The sequence below is a fragment of the Corynebacterium sp. ACRQJ genome (assembly GCF_022346045.1).
GTDB lineage: Bacteria > Actinomycetota > Actinomycetes > Mycobacteriales > Mycobacteriaceae > Corynebacterium > Corynebacterium evansiae.
The window spans coordinates 37,550-59,706 of record NZ_JAKRMT010000007.1; the positions used below are offsets into that span (position 1 = coordinate 37,550).

The 22,157-nt window shown below is 63.9% G+C and carries 12 protein-coding genes and 1 pseudogene; 12 read left to right on the forward strand and 1 reads right to left on the reverse strand.

All coding sequences use genetic code 11. The features are described from left to right. Nucleotides 1-11: 11 nt before the first annotated feature. The 8 genes and pseudogenes from MHX52_RS05460 to trmD all read left to right on the forward strand — a co-directional run bounded on the left by MHX52_RS05460 (nt 12) and on the right by trmD (nt 11,690). A complete protein-coding gene (locus MHX52_RS05460) occupies nt 12-3,647 on the forward strand; it encodes a hypothetical protein (RefSeq protein WP_239317023.1) in 3,636 nt (1,211 codons plus the stop codon). A 44-nt stretch (nt 3,648-3,691) separates the two neighbouring features. After that, nucleotides 3,692-5,245 carry a signal recognition particle-docking protein FtsY gene (gene ftsY / locus MHX52_RS05465; protein ID WP_239317025.1) on the forward strand — a complete coding sequence of 518 codons (1,554 nt, stop codon included), beginning with the start codon at nt 3,692-3,694 and terminating at the stop codon, nt 5,243-5,245. Nucleotides 5,246-5,502: 257 nt separating this feature from the next. Then, a pseudogene (locus MHX52_RS05470) lies at nt 5,503-6,201 on the forward strand (ammonium transporter); the annotation flags it as partial. Nucleotides 6,202-6,316: 115 nt separating this feature from the next. Then, nucleotides 6,317-7,915, forward strand: coding sequence for a signal recognition particle protein (gene ffh, locus MHX52_RS05475; protein WP_239317027.1), 1,599 nt, complete (start codon nt 6,317-6,319; stop codon nt 7,913-7,915). A 232-nt stretch (nt 7,916-8,147) separates the two neighbouring features. Then, complete coding sequence (rpsP, locus tag MHX52_RS05480) at nt 8,148-8,681, forward strand: 30S ribosomal protein S16 (protein ID WP_035006085.1); 534 nt, start codon at nt 8,148-8,150, stop codon at nt 8,679-8,681. 247 nt (nt 8,682-8,928) lie between these two features. Then, nucleotides 8,929-10,272, forward strand: coding sequence for an NADP-specific glutamate dehydrogenase (gene gdhA, locus MHX52_RS05485; RefSeq protein WP_239317030.1), 1,344 nt, complete (start codon nt 8,929-8,931; stop codon nt 10,270-10,272). 3 nt (nt 10,273-10,275) lie between these two features. Further along, the gene (gene rimM / locus MHX52_RS05490) at nt 10,276-10,839 is read left to right on the forward strand and encodes a ribosome maturation factor RimM (protein ID WP_035006079.1); all 564 of its coding nucleotides are present in this window, start codon (nt 10,276-10,278) and stop codon (nt 10,837-10,839) included. A gap of 2 nt (nt 10,840-10,841) precedes the next feature. After that, the gene (gene trmD / locus MHX52_RS05495; RefSeq protein WP_239317033.1) at nt 10,842-11,690 is read left to right on the forward strand and encodes a tRNA (guanosine(37)-N1)-methyltransferase TrmD; all 849 of its coding nucleotides are present in this window, start codon (nt 10,842-10,844) and stop codon (nt 11,688-11,690) included. A gap of 4 nt (nt 11,691-11,694) precedes the next feature. On the opposite strand, the gene betA is transcribed toward trmD, so the two are convergent. Beyond that, entirely contained in the window at nt 11,695-13,479 is a 1,785-nt protein-coding gene (betA, locus tag MHX52_RS05500; protein WP_239317036.1) for a choline dehydrogenase, read from the reverse strand. Between the two features lie 244 nt (nt 13,480-13,723). On the opposite strand from betA, the gene betT (MHX52_RS05505) reads away from it, so the two are divergent. The 4 genes from betT (MHX52_RS05505) to MHX52_RS05520 all read left to right on the forward strand — a co-directional run bounded on the left by betT (MHX52_RS05505) (nt 13,724) and on the right by MHX52_RS05520 (nt 22,055). Further along, nucleotides 13,724-15,925: a choline BCCT transporter BetT gene (gene betT / locus MHX52_RS05505; RefSeq protein ID WP_239317038.1), complete on the forward strand. Its 2,202-nt coding sequence runs from the start codon at nt 13,724-13,726 to the stop codon at nt 15,923-15,925. A gap of 66 nt (nt 15,926-15,991) precedes the next feature. Continuing rightward, nucleotides 15,992-17,563, forward strand: a complete 1,572-nt coding sequence (locus tag MHX52_RS05510) for an aldehyde dehydrogenase family protein (RefSeq protein WP_255721415.1) — start codon at nt 15,992-15,994, stop codon at nt 17,561-17,563. Nucleotides 17,564-17,569: 6 nt separating this feature from the next. Continuing rightward, entirely contained in the window at nt 17,570-19,747 is a 2,178-nt protein-coding gene (gene betT / locus MHX52_RS05515; protein WP_239317040.1) for a choline BCCT transporter BetT, read from the forward strand. A 19-nt stretch (nt 19,748-19,766) separates the two neighbouring features. After that, nucleotides 19,767-22,055, forward strand: coding sequence for a Tex family protein (locus MHX52_RS05520; protein WP_239317042.1), 2,289 nt, complete (start codon nt 19,767-19,769; stop codon nt 22,053-22,055). The last annotated feature ends 102 nt before the right edge of the window (nt 22,056-22,157 follow it).

A 22,157-nucleotide genomic window follows, 5' to 3' on the forward strand; every position in this document is an offset into this window, starting at 1 on the left:
AGGATGGTCGCGTGAGTTCTAGCGAGAAGATCCCAGCCAGCGCAGCACCTACCACCAGCCCGATCTCCGACATGCAGGATTCGCTCCTGCCGTGGGCCTCGTCCACCGAGGCGGCTCTGGCCGGAAAGCTGGCCGACGTGGAACTTTTCGTAGAGCTAGACATCGACGGCGACGAGCTGGAGCGCACCAGCCGCTTCTTTGGCACCTTCATCGCCCGCCAAGTCGCCGCCGGTTCCACAGAGGAGGCCCTGCTGCAGGCATGTCCCGCGCTGACGATCGCCACGTTGCTCTCCCGCGCCGCGCGGTTCCATGAGGTCTCGAAACTGCCAGCCGAGTACTGGTACGGCCTTGGTTTGGAGCCGACGCCCACACGTACCCAGCTGATCGAGGGGCGCTTTGGGGAGCTACTTTCCGCCGCTGGGCTGGATCCCATGGATGCGGTATCCGGCGGGCCGGACGGGGAGCTCGGGCGCCTGTTTGCCCACGTGGGGATCGCCTCTGACTGGGTGCCGGAGCTGATCGAGCTGGTGGATAACCGCCGGGCGGACAGCGAAGACAGTGGGGACAGTGGGGAGGGGGCCGAAGCCGCCGACATTGCGCGGGCAGTTGTGGCCGAGCTGGCCGACGAACCGCGCCAGGTAGGTCCGCTGTGTGCCACCTTGCCGGAGGCGGCGGTGAAGCTGATCGCCCCGATCGTGGAGATCGTCTCCCACGCCGCCGCGCACCCGGACTCCTGGGAGTACACGCTTCCCGCCGTGGAACTGCCCGCACTCATCCTGGAGGATGTGATTGAAGAGCTGCGGGAAAGGCCGGTGGGCACGCAGGATCGGCGTCACAGTGTGGGCGTGGCACACCGCGAAGACCAACCACGCCTGCAGCTAGATACGCTGCGCCAGCGCGTGGTTCTGCGCCTGCCCTCGCAGCCCCTGGAGAGCGAGGGGAAGGTGCACACCGAGGTGCGCTGGCGCCTGGACTTCGACGGCGAACCCGCAGCCTTCCGCACCATGCACGCGGACAACGCAGGAAGGGCCGTGACCGAGATCCTGGACATTCCCGTGCGCCAGCCGCTGCGCAAGGTCAGCGTGCGCAACGCCAACGACGGCCAGCACTGGCAGCTGCCGCTGGTGGATACCGAGGACCCGGTGCTGGTGTTCACCATCCGCGGCACGGACCTGACCGACCGGGTTTCCCTGCACCACGAGCAGGTGTACGTGGTCGTTCCCGCCGAGACTTCCGCCGTGGATCCTGTGACCGGGGCGGACATCCCGGTGCTGGAAGAACAGCCGATGAAGAGCTGGAACGGCTGGGTCATCCGCCGGCTGGACTTAAGCGAATCTTTGAGCCTGCACATCGCCAAGCCGGGTGAGCGCAGCCCGTCCATGGCCGGAGTGCGTGCCGTAGATCCGCGCCAGCGCGCCCAGTTTGTGGAGCCCGACGATGTGGTGGGTGGCGTGGAGACCACCTCCGGCAAGGTGATCCACTCCCAGAGCCTGCAGGTGGAATTCCCGCCCACGATTTCCGGCGCGGACGAGATCTGGTACCTGTCTGTCTCCGCTTATGCTGGCCCCGGGGAGACCGGCGAGGCCGTCTCCGACGAGGAACCGCTAGAGGTACCCGCGGAGGGCGGCGTGTTCGACGTCTTCGACCCCGAGGCGTGGGATAGCCCGTGGGTGGGCGAGTACCTGGTGCGCCTACGCGGCCCCCGCAACGAATCCTTCCGCCACGAATACGCACTGGTAGAGGGACTATCCCTGGAGATGGAATTCGGCGGGCCCAGCACCCAAACGCGCCTGCCGATGGCCGGGGGACTAAGCCCCGTGACGGTCCGCCTGCTGCCGGGGGAGAAGCCCTTCGAGAAGATCCCGCCCCAGAAGCTGGGCCCCACCGACCGCTTCAGCACCACCGTCGTGCAGACCGACGCGGGCGACGCGCTGCCCATCATCGTCAAGCCCTCCCGCCTGCGCTACCAGCTGACGATGCAGGGGGAGGACCCGATGTGGCGCACCGACCCCATCGAAGTCTCCGCCCGTTCCATCGACACGCAGACCCGCTTCCGCGTACGCCCCGGCTTCCGCCCCGGCATGGGCTCCAAGGCGGAGAACCTGGCGCTGATGGACGACGCCCGCGTGGTGATCCGCAACCACCACGGCTCGCCCGTGCGCACCCTCAAGCTGGAAACGATAGACGAGGTCACCTGGTTCGTGGACCTCGCCAGCGCCGCCGGGTCCCTGGCCACACTGACCTCCGGAGCAATCGAGCTGGAGTTCGTGGAGGACCGCCGCGTAAGCGTGCGCCTGGCCCGCATCGTGCCCGGGTTCGACTACACAGCCTCCGTCGACGGGGACGCCCTGTTCATCCACGGCGAGGACGAATCCGAAGAGACCCCGGTGCAGTTCGGCGCGCCGGGCGCCGGCGCGTGGGTCTGGCCCATCACCGCGCCCTGGCAGGCCGCATACTTCGTGGAGCTGCAAGCTACGCCCAGTGCTGCAGGCACCCTAGATCAGGGCACTCTAGCCCAGGGCACACTGCCCGCCGAGCTCGTGGGCGCTGGCCCCTTGAGCGTGCAGCTGTTCGGCCGCGACCGCTTCAACTACCTGCGGGCCCCCGTCGCCGCGGGGCAGCACAGCGCCGTCGCGCAGGCCGAAGGTTACTTCGGAGCCTCCAAGGAAGACGCCGACACCGACCCGTGGGTGCAGCTGGCCGCCTTCCTGGCAGGCGAATCCGAAGAGCTCCCCAGCGATACCGCCACGCTTTCCACCCTCTGGGACGTACAGGCCGGCTGGCTGCGCGGACGCTTCGACGTGCTGGACAACCTGCGCACCGCGCTGACGAACAACCCGCGGGAATCCGTCCACGCCATGTCGCAGTCCCTGGTTCCCGCCGCCGACCGCCCCGCGCAGTTCATCCTCTCCGGCCTGGTGCACTCCACCCTGGTGGGGGCCGAAGCCGAGCGTTCGAACACCCCGTGGATCGCAGCCCTCGAGATCCTGGGGGACATGTCGCTGGTTGACCCTGAAGGGGCGTCAGAAGAAAAAGAACAAGACAAGCGCTTGCGGCAGGAGCTCAAAAAGGTCGCCGGGCAACCCGCCGTGCAGACCGTCGATACCGGCCGCGACGTGTCCCTGGATACGGCGTGCATCGATAGCACCACCGTGCAGATCGCGCACATGGATCCGGCACAACAGAAGGCCGTGCTGGACATGTTCTTCGGCAAGGCCGGAGTGGTGCCGGGCGCGCTGAGCGAGGAAAACAGCCGCCTTATCGCAGTGTTCGAGACCTTCAACAAGCGCGCCGAACTCTCCGAGCTGCTGGGCGACCCGGAGCTGATGAAGACCGCCGTCACGCTGCTGCGCAAGGTGAAGGCCGCCAACCGGCAGCTGTACCTCTCCGCGCGCGTGCGCTTCGACCGGCTGGAGGGAGTGGATACCGACACTCCGGAAAACCGCTGGGCGCTGGCGCCCGTGATCTCCATGGTGTTCGCCCTGGCCACCCGCATGTACGCGCACAAGAAGATGTCCAGCCTGGGCAAACTGCTCAGCGCCTACCCAGGATGGGCGGCCATGGCGCGGCTGGTGCCGGACCTCGTGACCGGAGACATCGTCATGGCAGATGCCATGGTCCGCGGCGTGTTCGGGCCGACTGTCTGACCATGAGTCGGCATTAGCCACGAAGTTCTGATTCACTGGAAGCTATGAATAGTGTTTTGATGTGGGTCCTCATTGGACTTTTGGTTCTCGTCATTGTCGTGGCGATTCTCGTTGTTCTGGGGCTGCGCCGGAACAAGGCAAAGCAGGTTTCCTTCGAGAAGAAGGAAGAGATCGAGCAGAAGAAGCCCAGCAGTGGCGATTACAAGGCTCAGGGCGGGTTTAACTTCACCGCCGGTGGTGGCGCCGGAGCTGGTGCCGCCACTGCCGAAAAGCAGCCAGAACTGCGCCCTGACCAGGAGCTGAAGAAGCCGAAGGGAACCCCGAAGGCAACCCCAGAGGCAACCCCGGAGCCAGAAGCGACCCCCGAGCCTAAGGCGACCCCGGAACCGGAGCCGACCCCGGAACCAGAGGCTGCCCCCGAGCCGGAAGCAACCCCCGAGCCCGAGCCAACTCCCGAACCAGAGGCTCCGAAGGCCGCCCCGGCCCCGGCGCCCACGCCCAAGCCAGAGCCGGTGGAGGAGCCGGAACCTGTCGCTGAGCCCGAGCCTGAACCGGAGGTTGAGCCGGAACCCGAACCCGAGCCGACGCCCGAGCCGGAAGTTGAGCCCGAGCCGGAAGTTGAGCCCGAGCCGGAACCCGAACCAGAACCAGCTCCCGCGGAACAGCGCGAGGAGATCGCGCCCGTCCAGGGCCGCCTTGGCAAGCTGCGCGGCCGCATGTCCAAGTCCCAGAATGTCATCGGCCGTGGCGTGCTCGGCATCCTCAGCGCCGGCGACCTCGACGAGGACGCATGGGAGGAGATCGAAGACACCCTCCTCATGGCCGACCTGGGTACCCCAACCACGATGAAGGTCGTCGACGACCTGCGCGAGCGCATCGCCATCAATGGCGTTTCCAGCGAGGAAGAAGCCCGCGGCATGCTCCGCGAGGCGCTGATCGACGCCTGCAAGCCGGACATGGACCGCTCCATCAAGGCCATGCCCTACGAGGGCAAGCCAGCCGTGATCATGGTGGTGGGCGTCAACGGAACCGGCAAGACCACCACCACCGGCAAGCTCTCCCGCGTGCTCATCGGCATGGGCCACAAGGTTCTGCTCGGCGCGGCGGATACGTTCCGTGCGGCTGCGGCTGACCAGCTGGAGACGTGGGGGCGTCGAGTGGGGGCAGAAACGGTACGCGGCGCAGAGGGCGCAGACCCAGCCTCCGTTGCTTTCGACGCAGTGGCGAAGGGCATCGACTCCGGCGTGGACGTCGTCCTGGTCGATACCGCCGGCCGCCTGCACACCAGTGTGGGCCTGATGGACCAGCTGGGCAAGGTCAAGCGCGTGGTGGAGAAGAAGGCGAAGGTCGACGAGGTGCTGCTGGTGCTGGACGCGACCGTGGGCCAGAACGGCCTCATGCAGGCGCGCACGTTCCGCGAGGTCGTGGACATTTCCGGCGTGGTGCTCACCAAGCTCGACGGCACCGCAAAGGGCGGCATCGTCTTCCAGGTGCAGGAAGAACTCGGCGTGCCGGTGAAGATGGTGGGCCTCGGCGAGGGCGCGGACGACCTGGCCCCGTTCGAGGTCGAAAGCTTCGTCGATGCACTGCTGGGGTAGAAAATAAGCCCCTTCGGACAGCAAAAATTAAAAAATTTACGTAAATAGCCCCGTATGCGTGCAGCGTACGGGGTTATTCGCGTTGTCCGGCTAAAAAGTCGGTGATCTGCGTCTCAGAAAATTTTTTCTTTCCTGAATGCGAGTTTTCAGCATTTTATTCTTTGCAGCACAAGTGCTGAGGCTCACAGATATGGATGTGAAAAATGACCCCAGATCAACTTGTACTGACCTCCGGAAATTCGGCTTGGATGCTCATCAGCGCGTCGCTGGTTCTGGCTCTGATCGTTGGTAAGCGCGCGGGCTTCCCCTCCAAGGTGGGCCGCCCGCACAACCTGCCGATGGTGATGCTCGGTGCCGCACTGCTGTGGTTCGGTTGGTACGGCTTCAACGGCGGCTCCGCCTTCGCTGCCGACGGCATGGCTGGTCTGGCCTGGATCAACACCACGGTCGCTGCCGCGGCCGCGATGCTCGGCTGGATGCTCTGTGAAACTATTCGCGACCGCGCCGCTACCTCCCTGAGCATCGCCTCTGGCGCCGTGGCAGGTCTGGTGACGATCACCCCGGCGGCTGGAACGTTGACGCCCCTAACTTCCATCGTCATTGGATTCATAGGTGGCGTCATCGCCTGCATGGCAATCGGTCTCAAGTACCGTTTCGGCTACGATGACTCCCTTGATGTCGTGGGTGTGCACCTGGCTGCAGGGCTGTGGGGCACGGTGGGCCTGGCGCTGCTGTCGAAGGACAACGGTGTGTTTACCGGCGCCGAGTTCGCGGCGGACTTTGTGCCGAAGGTAAAGCTAGAGATCGTGGCGGCAGACGCCTCGGTGGATAGCATCGTCGACGCGATTGTCGGCGCCGCCTGCACAGGAAAGATTGGCGATGGCAAGATCTGGATCACTCCGGTGGACGTGGTGATCCGCGTGCGCACCGGCGAGCGCGGAGAGGATGCGCTATAAAACGGCGCTGTAAAACACCGTAAAACACCGGTGAAATGTGACTGTCGTGTAGGCCACTGGCTAAGCTAGGGGAGTTATAAACCAACCTCCGATACCTACAAGGGAGCACTAAGTAGTGTTTGAGTCTTTGTCAGACCGCCTGCAATCTGCCATGAAGGGCCTTCGTGGCAAGGGCAAGCTGTCCGAGGCTGATATTAATGCCACCGCGCGCGAGATCCGCCTTGCGCTGTTGGAGGCAGACGTATCCCTCCCGGTGGTGCGCGCCTTTATTAAGCGCATCAAGGAGCGCGCCGCCGGGGCAGAGGTATCCGAGGCGCTGAACCCGGCCCAGCAGGTCATCAAGATCGTCAACGAGGAGCTCAAGGAGATCCTCGGTGGTGAGACCCGCCGGCTGAACCTGGCTAAGCACCCGCCGACAGTCATCATGCTGGCCGGTCTGCAGGGTGCCGGTAAGACCACCCTGGCCGGCAAGTTGGCCCTGCACCTGGCCAAGCAGGGCCACACTCCCATGCTGGTGGCCTGTGACCTGCAGCGCCCGGGTGCGGTGCAGCAGCTGCAGATCGTCGGCGAGCGCGCCGGAGTAAAGACTTTCGCCCCGGATCCGGGCACCAGCCTGGATTCCCACGACCACGAAATGGGTACCAGCCACGGTGATCCCGTCGACGTCGCGCAGCGCGGTATCGAGGAGGCTTACCGCAGCCAGCACGACATCGTCATCATCGATACCGCGGGTCGCTTGGGCATTGACGAGGAACTCATGCGCCAGGCGCGCAACATTCGCGATGCGGTGGAGCCCGACGAGGTGCTCTTTGTTATTGACGCCATGATCGGCCAGGATGCCGTTACTACGGCCGAGGCGTTCCGCGATGGCGTGGACTTCACGGGTGTCGTCCTGACGAAGCTGGATGGTGACGCCCGCGGTGGTGCTGCGCTGTCGATCCGTGAGGTCACCGGCAAGCCGATCCTGTTCGCCTCCACCGGCGAGAAGCAGGAAGACTTCGACGTCTTCCACCCGGATCGCATGGCCAACCGCATCCTCGGCATGGGTGACGTGCTCACCCTGATCGAGCAGGCCGAGCAGGTTCTGGACGCCGAAAAGGCCGAAGATTCCGCCATGCGCATGGCCTCTGGCGACCTGACGCTGGAGGACTTCCTCGAGCAGATGCTGATGATCCGCAAGATGGGGCCCTTGGGCAACATCCTGAAGATGATGCCCGGCGGCTCCCAGATGTCGAAGATGGCCGACATGGTGGATGAGAAGGAACTGGACCGCATCCAGGCCATCATCCGCGGCATGACTCCCGCCGAGCGCCAGGACCCGAAGATCCTGAACGCCTCCCGCCGCAAGCGCATCGCCAACGGTTCTGGCGTGAGCGTTTCCGACGTGAACAAGCTGGTCGACCGATTCTTCGAGGCCAAGAAGATGATGGGCAAGATGGCCGGTCAGTTCGGTATGGGCGGCCGGTCTGCGACCAAGAAGCAGAAGGTGCACCGCAAGGGCAAGAAGGGCAAGAACGCCAAGAACAAGAACCGCAAGAACATGCGCCGGAACATGGGCGGCGGCCAGGGGATGCCAGGTATGCCCGGCATGCCTGGGATGCCGGGCATGGGCGGCGGAATGCCCAGCATGAAGGATCTGGAGAAGATGCAGGAGCAGCTTCCCCCGGGCTTCGAGGGCATCGACCTGTCGAAGATGAACTTCCCGAAGAAGTAGCCGGCACTGCCAGCAGGGGATTTGGTTCCCGCGGGCACCGGCTACTACACTTATGCAGGTTGTCTGTGTAACACCGTCCCCGACCACGGTCGGCCGGTGGTCACGCGCAGCAAAAATACGAAGGGTTGAACCGGCTCCGGCCAGAAAAATTTTTTCAGCGGATTTTCCGCAGAAATTTTTCGCGGAGTGTCTGAACTGCCCAGTGACCAACTAGAAGAAAAGGAGCCATCACATGGCCGTCAAGATTAAGCTGCAGCGCCTGGGTAAGATCCGTACCCCGGAGTACCGCGTCGTCGTTCAGGATGCACGCACCAAGCGTTCCGGAAAGATCATCGAGAACCTGGGCATCTACCAGCCGACCCAGGAGCCTTCCCTGATCCAGATCGACTCTGAGCGCGCACAGTACTGGCTGGGCGTCGGCGCACAGCCGACCGAGCCGGTTCTGGCTCTGCTGAAGGTCACCGGCGACTGGCAGAAGCACAAGGGCATCGAGGGCGCCGAGGGCACCCTGAAGGTAGCCGAGGAGAAGAAGTCCAAGCTGGACCTGTTCAACGAGGCTCTGGCTGAGGCTGCTGATGGCCCGACCGCTGAGGCCATCACCGAGAAGAAGCGCAAGGCCAAGGAAGAGGCAGAGGCTAAGGCCGCTGCTGAGGCTGCCGCTGAGGAAGAGGCTGCTGCCAAGGCAGCTGAGGAAGCCGAGAAGGCCGAGGCCGCTGAGGCTGACTCCGAGGGCGAGGCAGAGGCTGAGGCCGAGTCTGCAGAGTAAGGGGGCGGCGGTACGAACCGCCACCTGATTCCTAACCCCAGGTTGAGTAGTTGCTGCTCACCTGGGGTTTCTGTATTTGTAGGGTGGATTTCAAGTTGTCTTTCACGCTATCCGTTGCGGCGATTGCCCCCGGAACGCACCACTTGAATGTGTTGTTAGTCATGGGGAGTAGACTAAATGACTGTCATCACAGGTCGGTCGCACGCCGACCATTTGGTTTTCGCGAGAGGCAAAGAAGGCATCCTCAATGAACGTCGAAGAAACCGTCAGCGGTTACTACCAGCAGATTATTCAGCGCAACGCGGGGGAGCCAGAGTTCCACCAGGCTGTTTCGGAAGTGCTGGATAGCCTGACGTACGTCCTGAAGAAGGACGATCACTACGCAAACTACGCACTCATCGAGCGCATGTGCGAGCCGGAGCGGCAGGTCATCTTCCGCGTCCCGTGGATCACCGACGAGGGTGAGGTGCGCGTGAACCGCGGTTTCCGCGTGCAGTTCAACTCCGTGCTCGGCCCCTACAAGGGCGGCCTGCGCTTTCACCCGTCGGTGAACCTGGGCATCATCAAGTTCCTCGGCTTCGAGCAGATCTTCAAGAACTCCCTAACCGGCCTGCCGATCGGCGGCGCAAAGGGTGGCTCGGACTTCGACCCGAAGGGCAAGTCGAACCGAGAGATCATGTCCTTCTGCCAGTCTTTCATGACGGAGCTGCACACCCACATCGGCGAGGAGGTCGACGTTCCCGCCGGTGACATCGGCGTGGGCGGTCGCGAAATCGGTTACCTGTTTGGCCAGTACCGCCGTATGACGAACCGCCACGAGTCCGGCGTGCTCACCGGCAAGGGCCTGACCTGGGGCGGCTCCCTGGTCCGCACCGAGGCCACTGGCTATGGCACCGTGTACTTCACTCAGGAAATGATGGGTGCCCACGACGATCGCTTCGACGGTGCCAAGGTCATCGTCTCCGGTTCCGGTAACGTCGCCATCTACGCTGCTCAAAAGGCCCAGGAGCTCGGGGCAACCGTCGTTGCCATGTCTGATTCCTCTGGCTATGTGTGCACCCCCGAAGGCGTGGACATCGAACTTCTGAAGGACATCAAGGAGGTGCGCCGCGCCCGCCTGTCCGACTACGCCAAGGAGACCGACGGCGTGACCTACCACGAGGGCGGCAACATCTGGGAGGTTGAGGCCGACGTGGCTCTGCCGTGCGCCACCCAGAACGAGCTGGACGGCGAGGCGGCCATCATGCTCGCCGACAATGGCTGCCGCTACGTCGCCGAGGGCGCCAACATGCCGTGTACCCCGGAGGCCATCGAGGTCTTCCGCAAGCGCAAGATCTTCTTCGCCCCGGGCAAGGCCGCCAACGCCGGTGGTGTGGCTACCTCCGCGCTGGAGATGCAGCAGAACGCCTCCCGCGATTCCTGGACCTTCGACTACACCGATAGGCGCCTGCGCGACATCATGCGTGGAATCTTCAAGCGTTGCGATAGGACAGCTCGCGAGTACGACCGGGAAGACGATTACGTTCTCGGCGCCAACATCGCCGGCTTCCGCAAGGTTGCAGATGCAATGCTGGCACAGGGTGTTATCTAGCCTATGGAGTTGCAGATCGGCCGGGTGATCAAGCCCCACGGCGTGCGGGGAGAGGTGGTCGTCGATCCCACGACGGACACCCCCGAACAGCGCTTCGCCACCGGCGAGGTTCTGAAAGGTAAGCAGGCGGGCAAGGAGCTGTCCTTGACCGTCCGTTCCTTCCGCCCGCACCAGGGGCGCCTGCTGGTCACCTTCGAGGAGGTCGCCGACCGCACGGCCGCCGAGTCCCTGCGCGGCGTGCGCTTCTTCGCTGCCCCCGTGCACGATGAGGACGACGACGGTTTCTACGACCACGAACTCGAGGGCCTCACCGCCTACCTCCTCGCCCCCGGCACGGATCTGGAGGGCGACGAGATCCAGCTCGGCGATCTGGTAGGGGAGGTCGTCGCCGTTGAGCACACTCCGGCCGGGCAGTTGCTCGTTATTCTTATTGACGCCGAGTCCCAGCTGCCGACCGCCGGCAAGGAAGTGCTCGTTCCCTTCCGCCACCAGATTGTCCCGGTGGTGGACTTGGAGGAGGAGATCCTCGTACTCACCCCGCCCGAGGGACTTTTGGAGCTGAGCTAGTTTTGCGCCTAGACGTAGTAACGATCTTCCCCGAATATTTAGAGCCGCTGCGCCACGCGCTGCTGGGCAAGGCCATTGAGCAGGGCATCCTAAGCGTTGGCGTGCATAATCTGCGCGCCTGGACCAGTGACGTCCACCAGTCGGTGGATTCCACCCCGTGCGGCGGTGGCCCTGGCATGGTGATGAAGCCCGAGGTCTGGGGGCCGGCTCTCGATGACGTCGCGGCGAGCACCGGCCCGGCGGCCACGGTCAGCGACCTGGAGAGCTCCGCGGAGCACAAGCGCAACCTGCTGCCAGCCACAAGCGACAGCGATGCTGAGCGTTTAGGTGAGGAAGCGGGTGGCGTCACAAAACCTCTGCTTATTGTCCCTACACCCGCAGGAAAACCGTTCACCCAAGACATGGCAGAACGGTGGAGCACCGAAGAACACGTCGTGTTTGCCTGCGGCCGCTACGAAGGTATCGACCAGCGAGTGGTGGAGGACGCACAGAACCGCTACCGCGTGGAAGAAGTCAGCATTGGCGACTATGTGCTGATCGGCGGGGAAGTCGCAGTGCTGGTCATGGCCGAGGCGATGGTGCGGCTGATCCCCGGCGTGCTGGGCAACCAGGCCAGCCACCAGGAGGATTCCTTCCAGGACGGGCTGCTGGAAGGCCCCAGCTACACGCGCCCCCGGCAGTGGCGCGGGCTGGACGTGCCGGACGTGCTGTTTAGCGGCAACCACGCGAAGATTGCGCAGTGGCGGCGCGAACAATCCCTCGCCCGAACCAAAAAAATACGCCCGGATCTGCTGGATAACGTGGAGCTATCCAAGGCAGATCGGGCGTATCTGGACGGGTTAGAGCCCTAAACCCTTAGTGGTCAGCGCCCGGGATGGCGTTGACGTGATCGCGGGGCTCTTCGCCCTCTGCGTACAGCGGCATGTCCTGCTTAGCGTGGTAGAAGGGGATGTCGATCGGATCCAGGGGCTTGTCGCCCTTGATCAGGTCGGCGGCCTTCTCCGCCAGCATGATGACCGGGGCGTAGATGTTGCCGTTGGTGATGATCGGCATGACCGAAGCGTCGGCGATGTACAGGCCCTCAACGCCGTGGACCTGCATGGTCTCCGGGTCGACAACGGCCATCTCGTCGTCCGCCGGGCCCATCTTGGCGGTGCAGGACGGGTGCAGAGCAGTCTCTGCGTCGTTGCGTACCCACTCCAGGATCTCCTCGTCGGTCTCCACGGCAGCGCCGGGGGAGATCTCGCCGTCGGTGAACTCCTTCATCGCCGGGGTATCCAGCAGCTTGCGGGAAGTGCGCACGGCCTCGACCCACTCGCGACGGTCCTGGTCGGTGGCCAGGTAGTTGAACAGGATCTCCGGCTTGTCCTTCGGGTCGTTCGACTTGATGTGCACGTGGCCCTTGGTGTCGGAGTACATCGGGCCGACGTGGAACTGGAAGCCGTGCTCGCCCTCCGGCTGGGAACCGTCGTAACGGATCGCCATTGGCAGGAAGTGGAACATCAGGTTCGGGTAGTCCTCGTTCTCGTTGGAACGGGCGAAGCCGCCGGCCTCGAAGTGGGAGGATGCTACCGGGCCGCGGCGGGTCAGCAGCCACTGGAGGCCGATGAACGGGCGGTTGATCATCTTGTAGTACGGCTGGGAGCTCACCGGCTGGGTGCAGTTGTACTGCACGTAGACCTCGAGGTGGTCCTGCAGGTTGTTGCCCACGCCGGGCAGGTGCTTCTTGACCTCGACGCCAGCCTTTTCCAGCACCTCGCGGTCACCAATGCCGGACAGTTCCAGCAGCTGCGGGGTGTTGAAGGCGCCGCCACAGAGGATGACCTTGTCGGCGAAGACGCGGTGGGTCTGGCCCTTCCACTGGTACTCCAGGCCTACAGCCTTGCCATTTTCGATGATTACCTGCGTGGTGTAGGCGCGAGTGCGCACGTCCAGGTTCTTGCGGTTCATGACCGGGTGCAGGTAGGCGCGAGCAGCGGAGAGGCGCTTGCCGCCCAGGATGTTGCGGTCGAAGGGAGCGAAGCCCTCCTGGCGGTAGCCGTTGACGTCGTTGGTGAGGTTGTAGCCAGCCTGCTGGACGGACTTGAAGAAGGCCTGGAACAGCGGGCTGGTGGCCGGGCCGCGGGTTAGCTTCAGCGGGCCGTTGTGGCCACGGCGCGGGTCGTTAGCGTCGGCGCCCAGAGCGGTTTCCATCTTGTTGAAGTAGGGCAGAACGTGGCTCCAGCCCCAATTGGACATGCCGGGCAGGTTGCCCCACTTCTCGTAGTCCATCGGGTTGCCGCGCTGGAAGATCATGCCGTTGATGGAGGAGGAGCCACCCAGCACCTTGCCGCGGGCGTGGTAGATACGACGGCCGTTCATCTCCGGTTCTGGCTCGGATTCGTACTGCCAGTCGTAGTGCTTGTCGCCGATGGGGAAGGAAAACGCCGCCGGCATGTGGATGAACAGATCCCACAGGGAATCCGGGCGACCGGCTTCCAGGACCATGACGTCCTTGGTGGAGTCTTCGGAGAGTCGGTTGGCCAATACGGAGCCAGCGGATCCGCCGCCGACGATGACGATGTCCCGACGACGGTCTTCGATTACCTGGCCTTTGGTGTCGTTCTTCTTTCCTGGAATCAGCTTGTCGATGAAGCTCATCTATTCACTCGCCTCCTAGTTAAATGACTGAACGTTTACTAGTATGCCATTTTCTTTTTTAATTCGCTAGATAGCAGGTAAAAGGCATCATTAAACCACCTCACTAGTGAGGCAGTAATTAACACCTATGTGAGGGGGAATGCTGGCAAATTAGAATGACCTGTGTACTCTAGGAAATTGTATTTCTGAGAAAATGAACTCCCTTTGGCGAGGAAGCGATCGTGGAGAACAAGAGGAGAATTACATGACAAATCCCGAAAACGACCATCAGCCGGAGGCGGCCGAAAGCACCTCTCGGCGCATCGGGAGCAGGAAAAACAGCTCTGCTCCACGAGTGATCGTCGGCTCTTTTGATGTTAACGACCGTGATAGCTATTCGCCGGGTGAAGTTACGGACCCCAAGCCCAACTGGCCCGTCTTCATCGTTTCGGCACTCGGCATCCTGGCCGTCGCCCTCTACGCTTTCTTCGGCCGCGAGCAGGCCAAGGACACTCTGGGCACCGTCACCAGCTGGATCTCCACGAACCTCGGTTGGTTCTACATCGTCACCGCGACGGTCGCTGTGATCTTCGTCCTAGTGGTCGCCTTCTCGAAGTCGGGCAACATCCGCCTGGGGCCGGATCACTCCCGCCCACAGTTCCGCCTCTTTTCTTGGTCGGCGATGCTCTTCGCCGCCGGCATCGGCGTGGACCTGATGTTCTTCGCCGTCGCGGAGCCCGTCACCCAGTACATGGCACCGCCGGTAGGTGAGGGGCAGACCCGCGAGGCTGCAGAGCAGGCCGTCGTGTGGGCGCTGTTCCACTATGGCGTGACCGGCTGGGCTCTGTATGCCCTGATGGGCATGGCTTTTGGCTACTACGCCTACCGCCTGAACATGCCGCTGGCCATCCGCAGCGCCCTGTACCCGCTGATCGGCAAGCGCATCCACGGCCCCATCGGCGGCGCAGTGGACATCGCCGCTGTGCTGGGCACCGTTTTCGGCATCGCGGCTTCCCTGGGCATCGGCGTGGTGCAGCTGACCTACGGCCTGCACCTCATCTTCGGTTGGGATCAGGGCGTGGCCGTCCAATCCGGCCTGATCATCTTCGCCGTCGGCATCGCCACCCTGTCCGCCATCTCCGGCGTGGACAAGGGCATTAAGCGCCTGAGTGAGATCAACGTGTTGCTCGCCATCGGCCTGGTCCTCTATGTCACCGTCACGGGCCAGACTGCCTTCCTTCTTGACGCCCTCGTGATGAACATCGGCGACTATGTGTCCTCCTTCCCGGGCATGACGATGGACACGTTTGCCTTCTCCGAGGACCCGGAGGCCACCAAGGCATGGATGGGCGCGTGGACGCTGTTCTTCTGGGCCTGGTGGGTAGCCTGGGCGCCCTTCGTCGGCCTGTTCCTGGCCCGCATTTCCCGCGGCCGCACCTTGCGCCAGTTCGTCGTCGGCGTACTGACCATCCCGTTCCTGTTCATCCTGCTGTGGATGAGCCTGTTCGGAAACACCGCCCTGAAGCGCGTTGTCGGTGGCGACATGGATTTCGCCAACAACACCATGGAAACTCCGGAGCAGGGCTTCTACGCACTGCTGCAGGACATGAACGGCGGCGCGGTGCTGATCGTCCTGTGCACCATGATTGGCCTGCTTCTGTACATCACCTCCGCCGACTCCGGTGCGCTGGTGACCGCCAACTTCACCTCCAAGATCGAGGATTCCCGCCAGGACGGTGCCAAGTGGTCCCGCATCTTCTGGGCCGTGCTGGTCGGCTTGCTGACCCTGGTCATGCTGCAAGTTAACGGCGTCGAAACAGTGCAGCTGGCAACCATCGTGATGGGCCTGCCGTTCACGATCGTGATCTACCTCATCATGTTCGGACTGTGGCGCTCCCTGCGCCTGGAGAGCTACGCCACCGAGGCTCGCAGCATCTCGCTGCACAGTGCTATGTCCGGCCGCTCCGGCGCGGGCGGGGATAAGCAGTCCTGGCGCAAGCGTCTGTCGCGCGCCTCCACCTGGCCTAGCCAGGCCAAGGCCAACGAGTACCTCACCAAGGTGGCGCAGCCTGCGCTGGAGGCCGTCGCACGCGAGCTGAAGGACGAGGGCATCGACACTACGCTGGTGGCTGCCGACGTCCCGAACCTGCCCGTGAACCAGTTGGACCTCACCATCCACCTGGGTGAAGAGCAGGACTTCCGTTACCAGATCTACCCCCTGGAGCACCCGGTGCCGAGCTTCACCCGCAGCACTAACAATGGGGAGAACTACTACCGACTCGAGGTCTTCGACAACACCGGCTCGCTGGGCTACGACATCTACGGCTACACCACGGAGCAGCTGATCGATAACGTCCTGGACCTCTACGAGCGCCACCTGGAGTTCCTGCACATGCAGCGCGACCTGCCGGGCACCTCCGACATGTCCGACGGCGCGGATCCCGTGCGCACCTGGACCGAAGACTAAAAGCTGGACCAACTGGACCGACCAACTGGACCAAAAGGTCAAATACAGAAAGCGAGAATCACAACCATGAACGCTGTACTGTTCGACCCCACCACCTGCGAACTGCTGGCCGGGGTGCACAAGAACGAGGGCGCTCCCGCCTCGCTGTTCATCAACGGCGAGTGGGTAGCGGCTGAAAAGGGCGAGACCCGCACGATCACCAACCCCGCCGATAACTCCACCGTGGGCTTGGTGTCCGAGGCCTCCGACGAGGACACGAACAAGGCCATCGCCGCTGCCCGTGCCTCCTTCGACTCCGGCGTGTGGGCCGACGTGCCCGCCGCCGAGCGCGGCAAGCTCCTGCTACAGGTCGCAGACAAGATCCGCGAGAACAAGGATGCCTTCGCCCGCGCCGAGTCCGCCGACACGGGCAAGCGCCTGGCCGAGTCCGAGATCGACATGGACGACATCGCCAACTCCTTCGAGTACTTCGGTACTCTCGCCCAGCACCAGGCCGGTCGCGTCGTGGACCCGGGCGATGCAAATGTTCGCTCTCGTATTGACGCCGAACCGGTAGGCGTATGCGGCCTGATTACCCCGTGGAACTACCCGCTGCTGCAGGTGGCCTGGAAGGTCGCCCCGGCTCTGGCCGCCGGCAACTCCTTTGTGCTGAAGCAGGCGGAGCTCACTCCGCACACCGCCATGATGCTGATGACGGTCCTGGATCAGCTGGGCCTGCCGGCTGGCGTGGCCAACCTGATCACCGGCGCAGGCGCCAACTGCGGCAACCCGCTGTCGCAGAGCCCGGATGTGGATATGGTCAGCTTCACCGGTGGCCTAGTCACCGGCAAGCTGATCGCCCGCAACGCGGCGGAGACCGTCAAGCGCGTGGCCCTCGAGCTGGGTGGCAAGAACCCGAACGTCATCTTCGCCGACGCGGACTTCGACGCTGCGGTGGATAACGCACTGAACGGCGCGTTCGTCCACTCCGGCCAGGTGTGCTCTGCGGGCTCCCGCATCGTGGTGGAGGAGTCCATCCACGACCAGTTCGTCGAGGCTCTGGTGGCCAAGGCCGAGAAGATCAAGGTCGGCGGCCCGCTGGACGAGGCCGCCGAGACCGGCGCGCTGATCTCCGCGGATCACCGCGACAAGGTTGCGGCCTACGTCGACCGCGCCCGCGAGCAAGGTGCGAAGATCCTCTGCGGCGGCCGCATCCCGACGGCCGAGGACAACCAGGGCTCTCACGCCACGGGCAACACGGACCTGACCCAGGGCGTGTTCTACCTGCCGACGATCATCGATGGCTGCACGCAAGAGATGGACTGCGTGCACGACGAGGCCTTCGGTCCGGTCGTGACCGTCGAATCCTTCACCACCGAGGACGAGGCCGTGGCCATTGCCAACGACACCGAGTACGGCCTCGCCGGTGCCGTGTGGACCACTGACGCGGGAAAGGCGGAAAGGGCCGCACGTAAGCTGCGTCACGGTACTATCTGGATTAATGACTTCCACCCCTACCTGCCGCAGGCGGAGTGGGGCGGAATGAAGCAGTCCGGCAACGGCCGCGAGCTCGGTCCCACCGGACTGGCCGAGTACCAGGAGCACAAGCACGTCTACACCAACATCGCGCCAGCGGTGACGGGGTGGTTTAAGGAATAGGAAAAGTTGGCGGACAAGAAGCGAGCCAGACTGTCAGCTGGCCCTCGGGCCATCGTCGGTACGTACTCTGCGGGGGCGGACCGCTCGCGCAGTGGGGAGCCTCCCAAGGCCAACTGGCCCGTGGTGGCGGTCACGATGGTCATCACCTTGCTGGTCGCTATCTGGGCCGCCGTCGCCAGCGATAACTTCGATTCCGTCGTCGGGGGAATCACCGGGTGGCTGACAGAGAGCCTGGGTTGGCTCTACATCGCCACCGTCGCCATTGCGCTGATCTTCATGATCTGGATCGCCCTGTCCAAGGCGGGCGCCATCCGCCTGGGTCCCGACCACTCGAAGCCCCAGTACAGCCTTTTCTCCTGGTCGGCAATGCTCTTCGCCGCCGGTATCGGCATCGGCGTGATGTTCTACTCCGTGGCCGAGCCGCTGGCGCAGTATTCCACCCCGCCGGTGGGCGAGGGGATGACGGAGCAGGCCTACAACGAGGCCATCGCCTGGACTCTATTCCACTGGGGCGTGTCCGGCTGGGCGCTGTACGCGCTGATGGGCCTGGCCTTTGGCTACTACGCCTACCGCCTGAACATGCCCCTGGCCATCCGCAGCGCCCTGTACCCGTTGATCGGCAAGCGGGTGAACGGACCGATCGGCGACGCGGTCGATGTCGCCGCCCTGCTCGGCACGATCTTCGGCGTGGCGGCCTCCCTGGGTATCGGCGTGGTGCAGCTGAACTTCGGTCTGAACATGGTGTTCGGCCTGCCCGAAGGCCGTGGCATGCAGATCGCCCTGGTGGCGCTGGCAGTGGGCGTCGCAGCGATCTCCGCAGTATCCGGTGTGGACAAAGGCATTAAGCGCCTCAGTGAGGCGAACGTCTACCTCGCCACCGCACTACTGCTGTTCGTCCTGTTCACCGGCCGCACTGGCTGGCTGCTGAACTCCGTGGTGAAGAACATGGGCGACTACCTCGCCTGGCTGCCGCGCTGGACCTTCGAGACTTTCTCTTACTCCCAGGACCCGGCAGCCACCGCGGATTGGATGGCTAACTGGACCCTGTTCTTCTGGGCCTGGTGGGTGGCCTGGGCGCCGTTCGTAGGTCTGTTCCTGGCCCGTATTTCCCGTGGCCGCACCTTCCGCCAATTCGTCATCGGTACCCTGTGCGTCCCCTTCCTTTTCGTCGCGCTGTGGGCCTCCATCCTGGGCAACACTGCGCTGGATCGTGCGGTCAACAACAAGGATCACGACTTCCTGCAGACCGCCGTGGACTCCCCGGAGCGTGGCTTCTACACCCTGCTCGATGGCCTGCCCGGCGGCACGATCGTGGTGTTTATCGCCATCCTCGTGGGCCTGCTGTTCTTCGTAACCTCCGCGGACTCCGGCGCACTGGTTATGGCGAAATTCTCCTCCATCTCGCAGGACCCGCAGCAGGACGGTGCGCCGTGGATGCGCCTGATGTGGTCGGGTGCCGTCGCCGTGCTGACGATCGCCATGCTGCAGGTTGGCGGCATCGCCACGCTGCAGATGGCCACGCTGATCATGGGCTTGCCGTTCATGGTGGTGGTGTACCTGATCATGGTGGGCTTGATGCGTTCGATACGCATGGAGACCGCCCAGGTGGATTCTCGCGCTATCGCCCTGCACTCCGCGATTTCTGGGCGCACTCTGCCCTCTGGCAACGACCTGGACTGGGAGAACCGTCTCGATCGCACCTCTACCTGGCCGTCGGAGCAGACCGCGCACCGCTATGTGGTGCAGATTGCCAAGCCCGCCCTCGAATCGGTCGCTACGGCGCTGCGGGCTAGGGATTATGACGCCACGTTGTTGGTCGCCGATAGTAAGGACACCAAGGTTCCCCAGTTGGATCTGTCCGTGATTTTCGGGGAGGACCCGGTCTTCCGCTATCAGCTCTACCCGGTCATCTCCACCACCCCGGAGTTCGCGGTTCGCGAGGGTGCGTCGGACAAGCTCGACAACGGCAAGAACTACGTCCGCCTCGAGGTCTTCGGCATGAACGGCTCCCTGGGCTTCGACGTGTTCGGCTACACCCGCGCGCAGCTGATCAATAACGTGCTGGATCTTTTCGATCGCCACCTGGAGTACCTGCACATGCAGCAGGGCTTTAGCGGCGAGCGCGATCTGACGGAGTTCACCAGCGATGCGCCCGAGTGGGGCGAGGACTTCGGCAAGCAGTAGCCCCTCTAGAATGTGGGGAATGACCGATAGCATCGCTAGCATCATTGCCCACGAGCTCCGGGTGGATCAGCCCCGCGTTCAGGCCACCATCGACCTGCTGGATGGCGGGGCGACCGTGCCGTTTATCGCCCGCTACCGCAAGGAAGTCACCGGCGGCATGGACGATAGCCAGCTGCGCCAGCTCGAGCAGCGCCTCGACTACCTACGCGAGCTCGCCGCCCGCAAGGAGACCATCCTCAAGAGCATCGAAGAGCAGGGCAAGCTCACCGACGAGCTGCGTGAAAAGATCCTGGCCGTGGACACGAAGGCCCGCCTCGAGGACCTGTACCTGCCGTTTAAGAAGTCCCGCCGCACCCAGGCCGCCATCGCACGCGAGGCCGGCCTGGGGGAGCTGGTTGAGAAGCTGCTCGCCGGAGGTAGTCCCGATCTGGCCGCGGACTACGTCCAGGAGGGTTTTGCTGACGCCACCTCGGTGATGGCCGGCGCCAGGGCCATTGTGGTCGAGGACATTTCCACCGACCCGGATTTGGTGGGGGAGATCCGCGAGGAGTACTTCAAGCGCGGCCGCGCCGAATCCGCCGTGATTGAGGGCAAGGAGGAAGAAGGCCAGAAGTACCGCGACTACTTCGAGTTCGACGAACCCTTCGGGGATCTGCCGAGCCACCGCGTGCTAGCACTGCTGCGCGGGGAGAATGAGGGCGTGCTGCGGGTGAACTTTGCGCCGGGGGAGGACGACGAGTTCTACCAGGGCATCATTGCCGATCGCACCGGGCTGCAGGCTCAGGGTGATCCGGCCGATAAGTTCCGCGCCGAATGCGTGCGCTTCGGCTGGCGCACGAAGCTGGCGGTCAGCTCCGCGGTGGATGTGCGTATGCGTCTGAAGGAGAAGGCCGACGAGGCCGCCGTGGGCGTGTTCTCGAAGAACCTGAAGGATCTCCTGCTGGCGGCCCCCGCGGGGCACCGGGCGACCCTGGGCATGGACCCGGGCTACCGCAACGGCGTGAAGTGCGCCGTGGTGGACGGCACCGGCAAGGTGTTGGACACGGTCGTCGTCTACCCGCACTCGGGCCAGTGGGATAAGGCCCGCACGATCCTCAGCGCGCTGGTGAACAAGCACGGCGTGGAGCTACTGGCAGTGGGCAACGGCACCGCCAGCCGCGAGACCGAGAAGCTGGCAAAGGAGATCGCCGGGCTGGCGGAGGGCACCAAGCCCCAAACCGTCGTCATCTCCGAGGCAGGTGCGTCGGTCTACTCTGCCTCCGAGGTGGCCGCCCAGGAGTTCCCGGACATGGACGTCTCGCTGCGCGGGGCCGTTTCCATTGCCCGCCGCCTGCAGGATCCGCTGGCGGAGCTGGTGAAGATCGACCCGAAATCCATCGGCGTGGGGCAGTACCAGCACGACGTCAACCAGGCGTTGCTGGCCGCTGGTCTGGATACCGTGGTGGAGGATGCGGTGAACTCCGTCGGCGTGGACGTGAACCTGGCCAGTGCGCCACTGCTCAACCGGGTGGCGGGCGTTACTCCGACCCTGGCGGAAAACATCGTGGCCTACCGTGATGAGAACGGCGCTTTCAAGTCCCGCAAGGAGCTGCTGAAGGTGCCGCGCCTGGGGCCGAAGGCGTTCGAGCAGGCCGCGGGCTTCCTGCGGATCAACGGAGCTGCCGACCCGTTGGACGGCTCAGCCGTGCACCCGGAGGCCTACCCGCTGGTGCGCCGCATCGTGGACGCCACCGGCGTGGAGGTTGCGCAGCTCGTGGGCAACTCCGCCGTGCTGGGCAAGCTGCGTGCGGGGGACTTCGCGGACGAGCAGTTCGGCATCCCCACCGTCACGGACGTGCTGGCGGAGCTGGACAAGCCGGGGCGCGACCCGCGCCCAACGTTTAAGACCGCCACGCTCGCCGAGGGGATCGAGACCATCAAGGACCTCAAGCCGGGCATGGTGCTAGAGGGCACGGTCACGAACGTTGCAGCCTTCGGTGCCTTTGTGGATATCGGCGTGCACCAGGATGGCCTGGTCCACGTCTCTGCCATGAGCGAGCAATTCGTCAAGGATCCGCACGACGTGGTGAGCTCCGGCGAGGTGGTGAAGGTGCGTGTCGTTGACGTGGACGTGCCGCGCAACCGCATTGGCCTTTCCCTGCGCCTGCAGGACGAACCCAAGGACTCTAAAGCCAGCGGCAGGTCCAAGCCGAAGAAGGACGCGGGGCAGAAGCGCAATGCGCGGAGGAAGCCTAACCCGCGCAATCAGGCCCCGCAGGGCAGTATGGCCGCCGCGCTGAAGAACGCGGGATTTGGACAAAGCCGCTAGTCGGTGTCATACTACTCAAGTTAATTTCTGTTGTGGGTACGAACCCGTAGGCGCGCACGTCACGCGAAAAGCCGCGAGGATCCTCTATCCAGACGAGCAAAA

What these genes read in the sequence shown, in the direction of transcription:
- ftsY (WP_239317025.1), top strand. Translation starts at nt 3,692, where the DNA reads ATGAATAGTGTTTTGATGTGGGTCCTCATTGGACTTTTGGTTCTCGTC.
- rpsP (WP_035006085.1), top strand. Translation starts at nt 8,148, where the DNA reads ATGGCCGTCAAGATTAAGCTGCAGCGCCTGGGTAAGATCCGTACCCCG.
- gdhA (WP_239317030.1), top strand. Translation starts at nt 8,929, where the DNA reads ATGAACGTCGAAGAAACCGTCAGCGGTTACTACCAGCAGATTATTCAG.
- rimM (WP_035006079.1), top strand. Translation starts at nt 10,276, where the DNA reads ATGGAGTTGCAGATCGGCCGGGTGATCAAGCCCCACGGCGTGCGGGGA.
- betA (WP_239317036.1), bottom strand. Translation starts at nt 13,479, where the DNA reads ATGAGCTTCATCGACAAGCTGATTCCAGGAAAGAAGAACGACACCAAA.
- betT (WP_239317038.1), top strand. Translation starts at nt 13,724, where the DNA reads ATGACAAATCCCGAAAACGACCATCAGCCGGAGGCGGCCGAAAGCACC.
- MHX52_RS05510 (WP_255721415.1), top strand. Translation starts at nt 15,992, where the DNA reads ATGAACGCTGTACTGTTCGACCCCACCACCTGCGAACTGCTGGCCGGG.
- MHX52_RS05520 (WP_239317042.1), top strand. Translation starts at nt 19,767, where the DNA reads ATGACCGATAGCATCGCTAGCATCATTGCCCACGAGCTCCGGGTGGAT.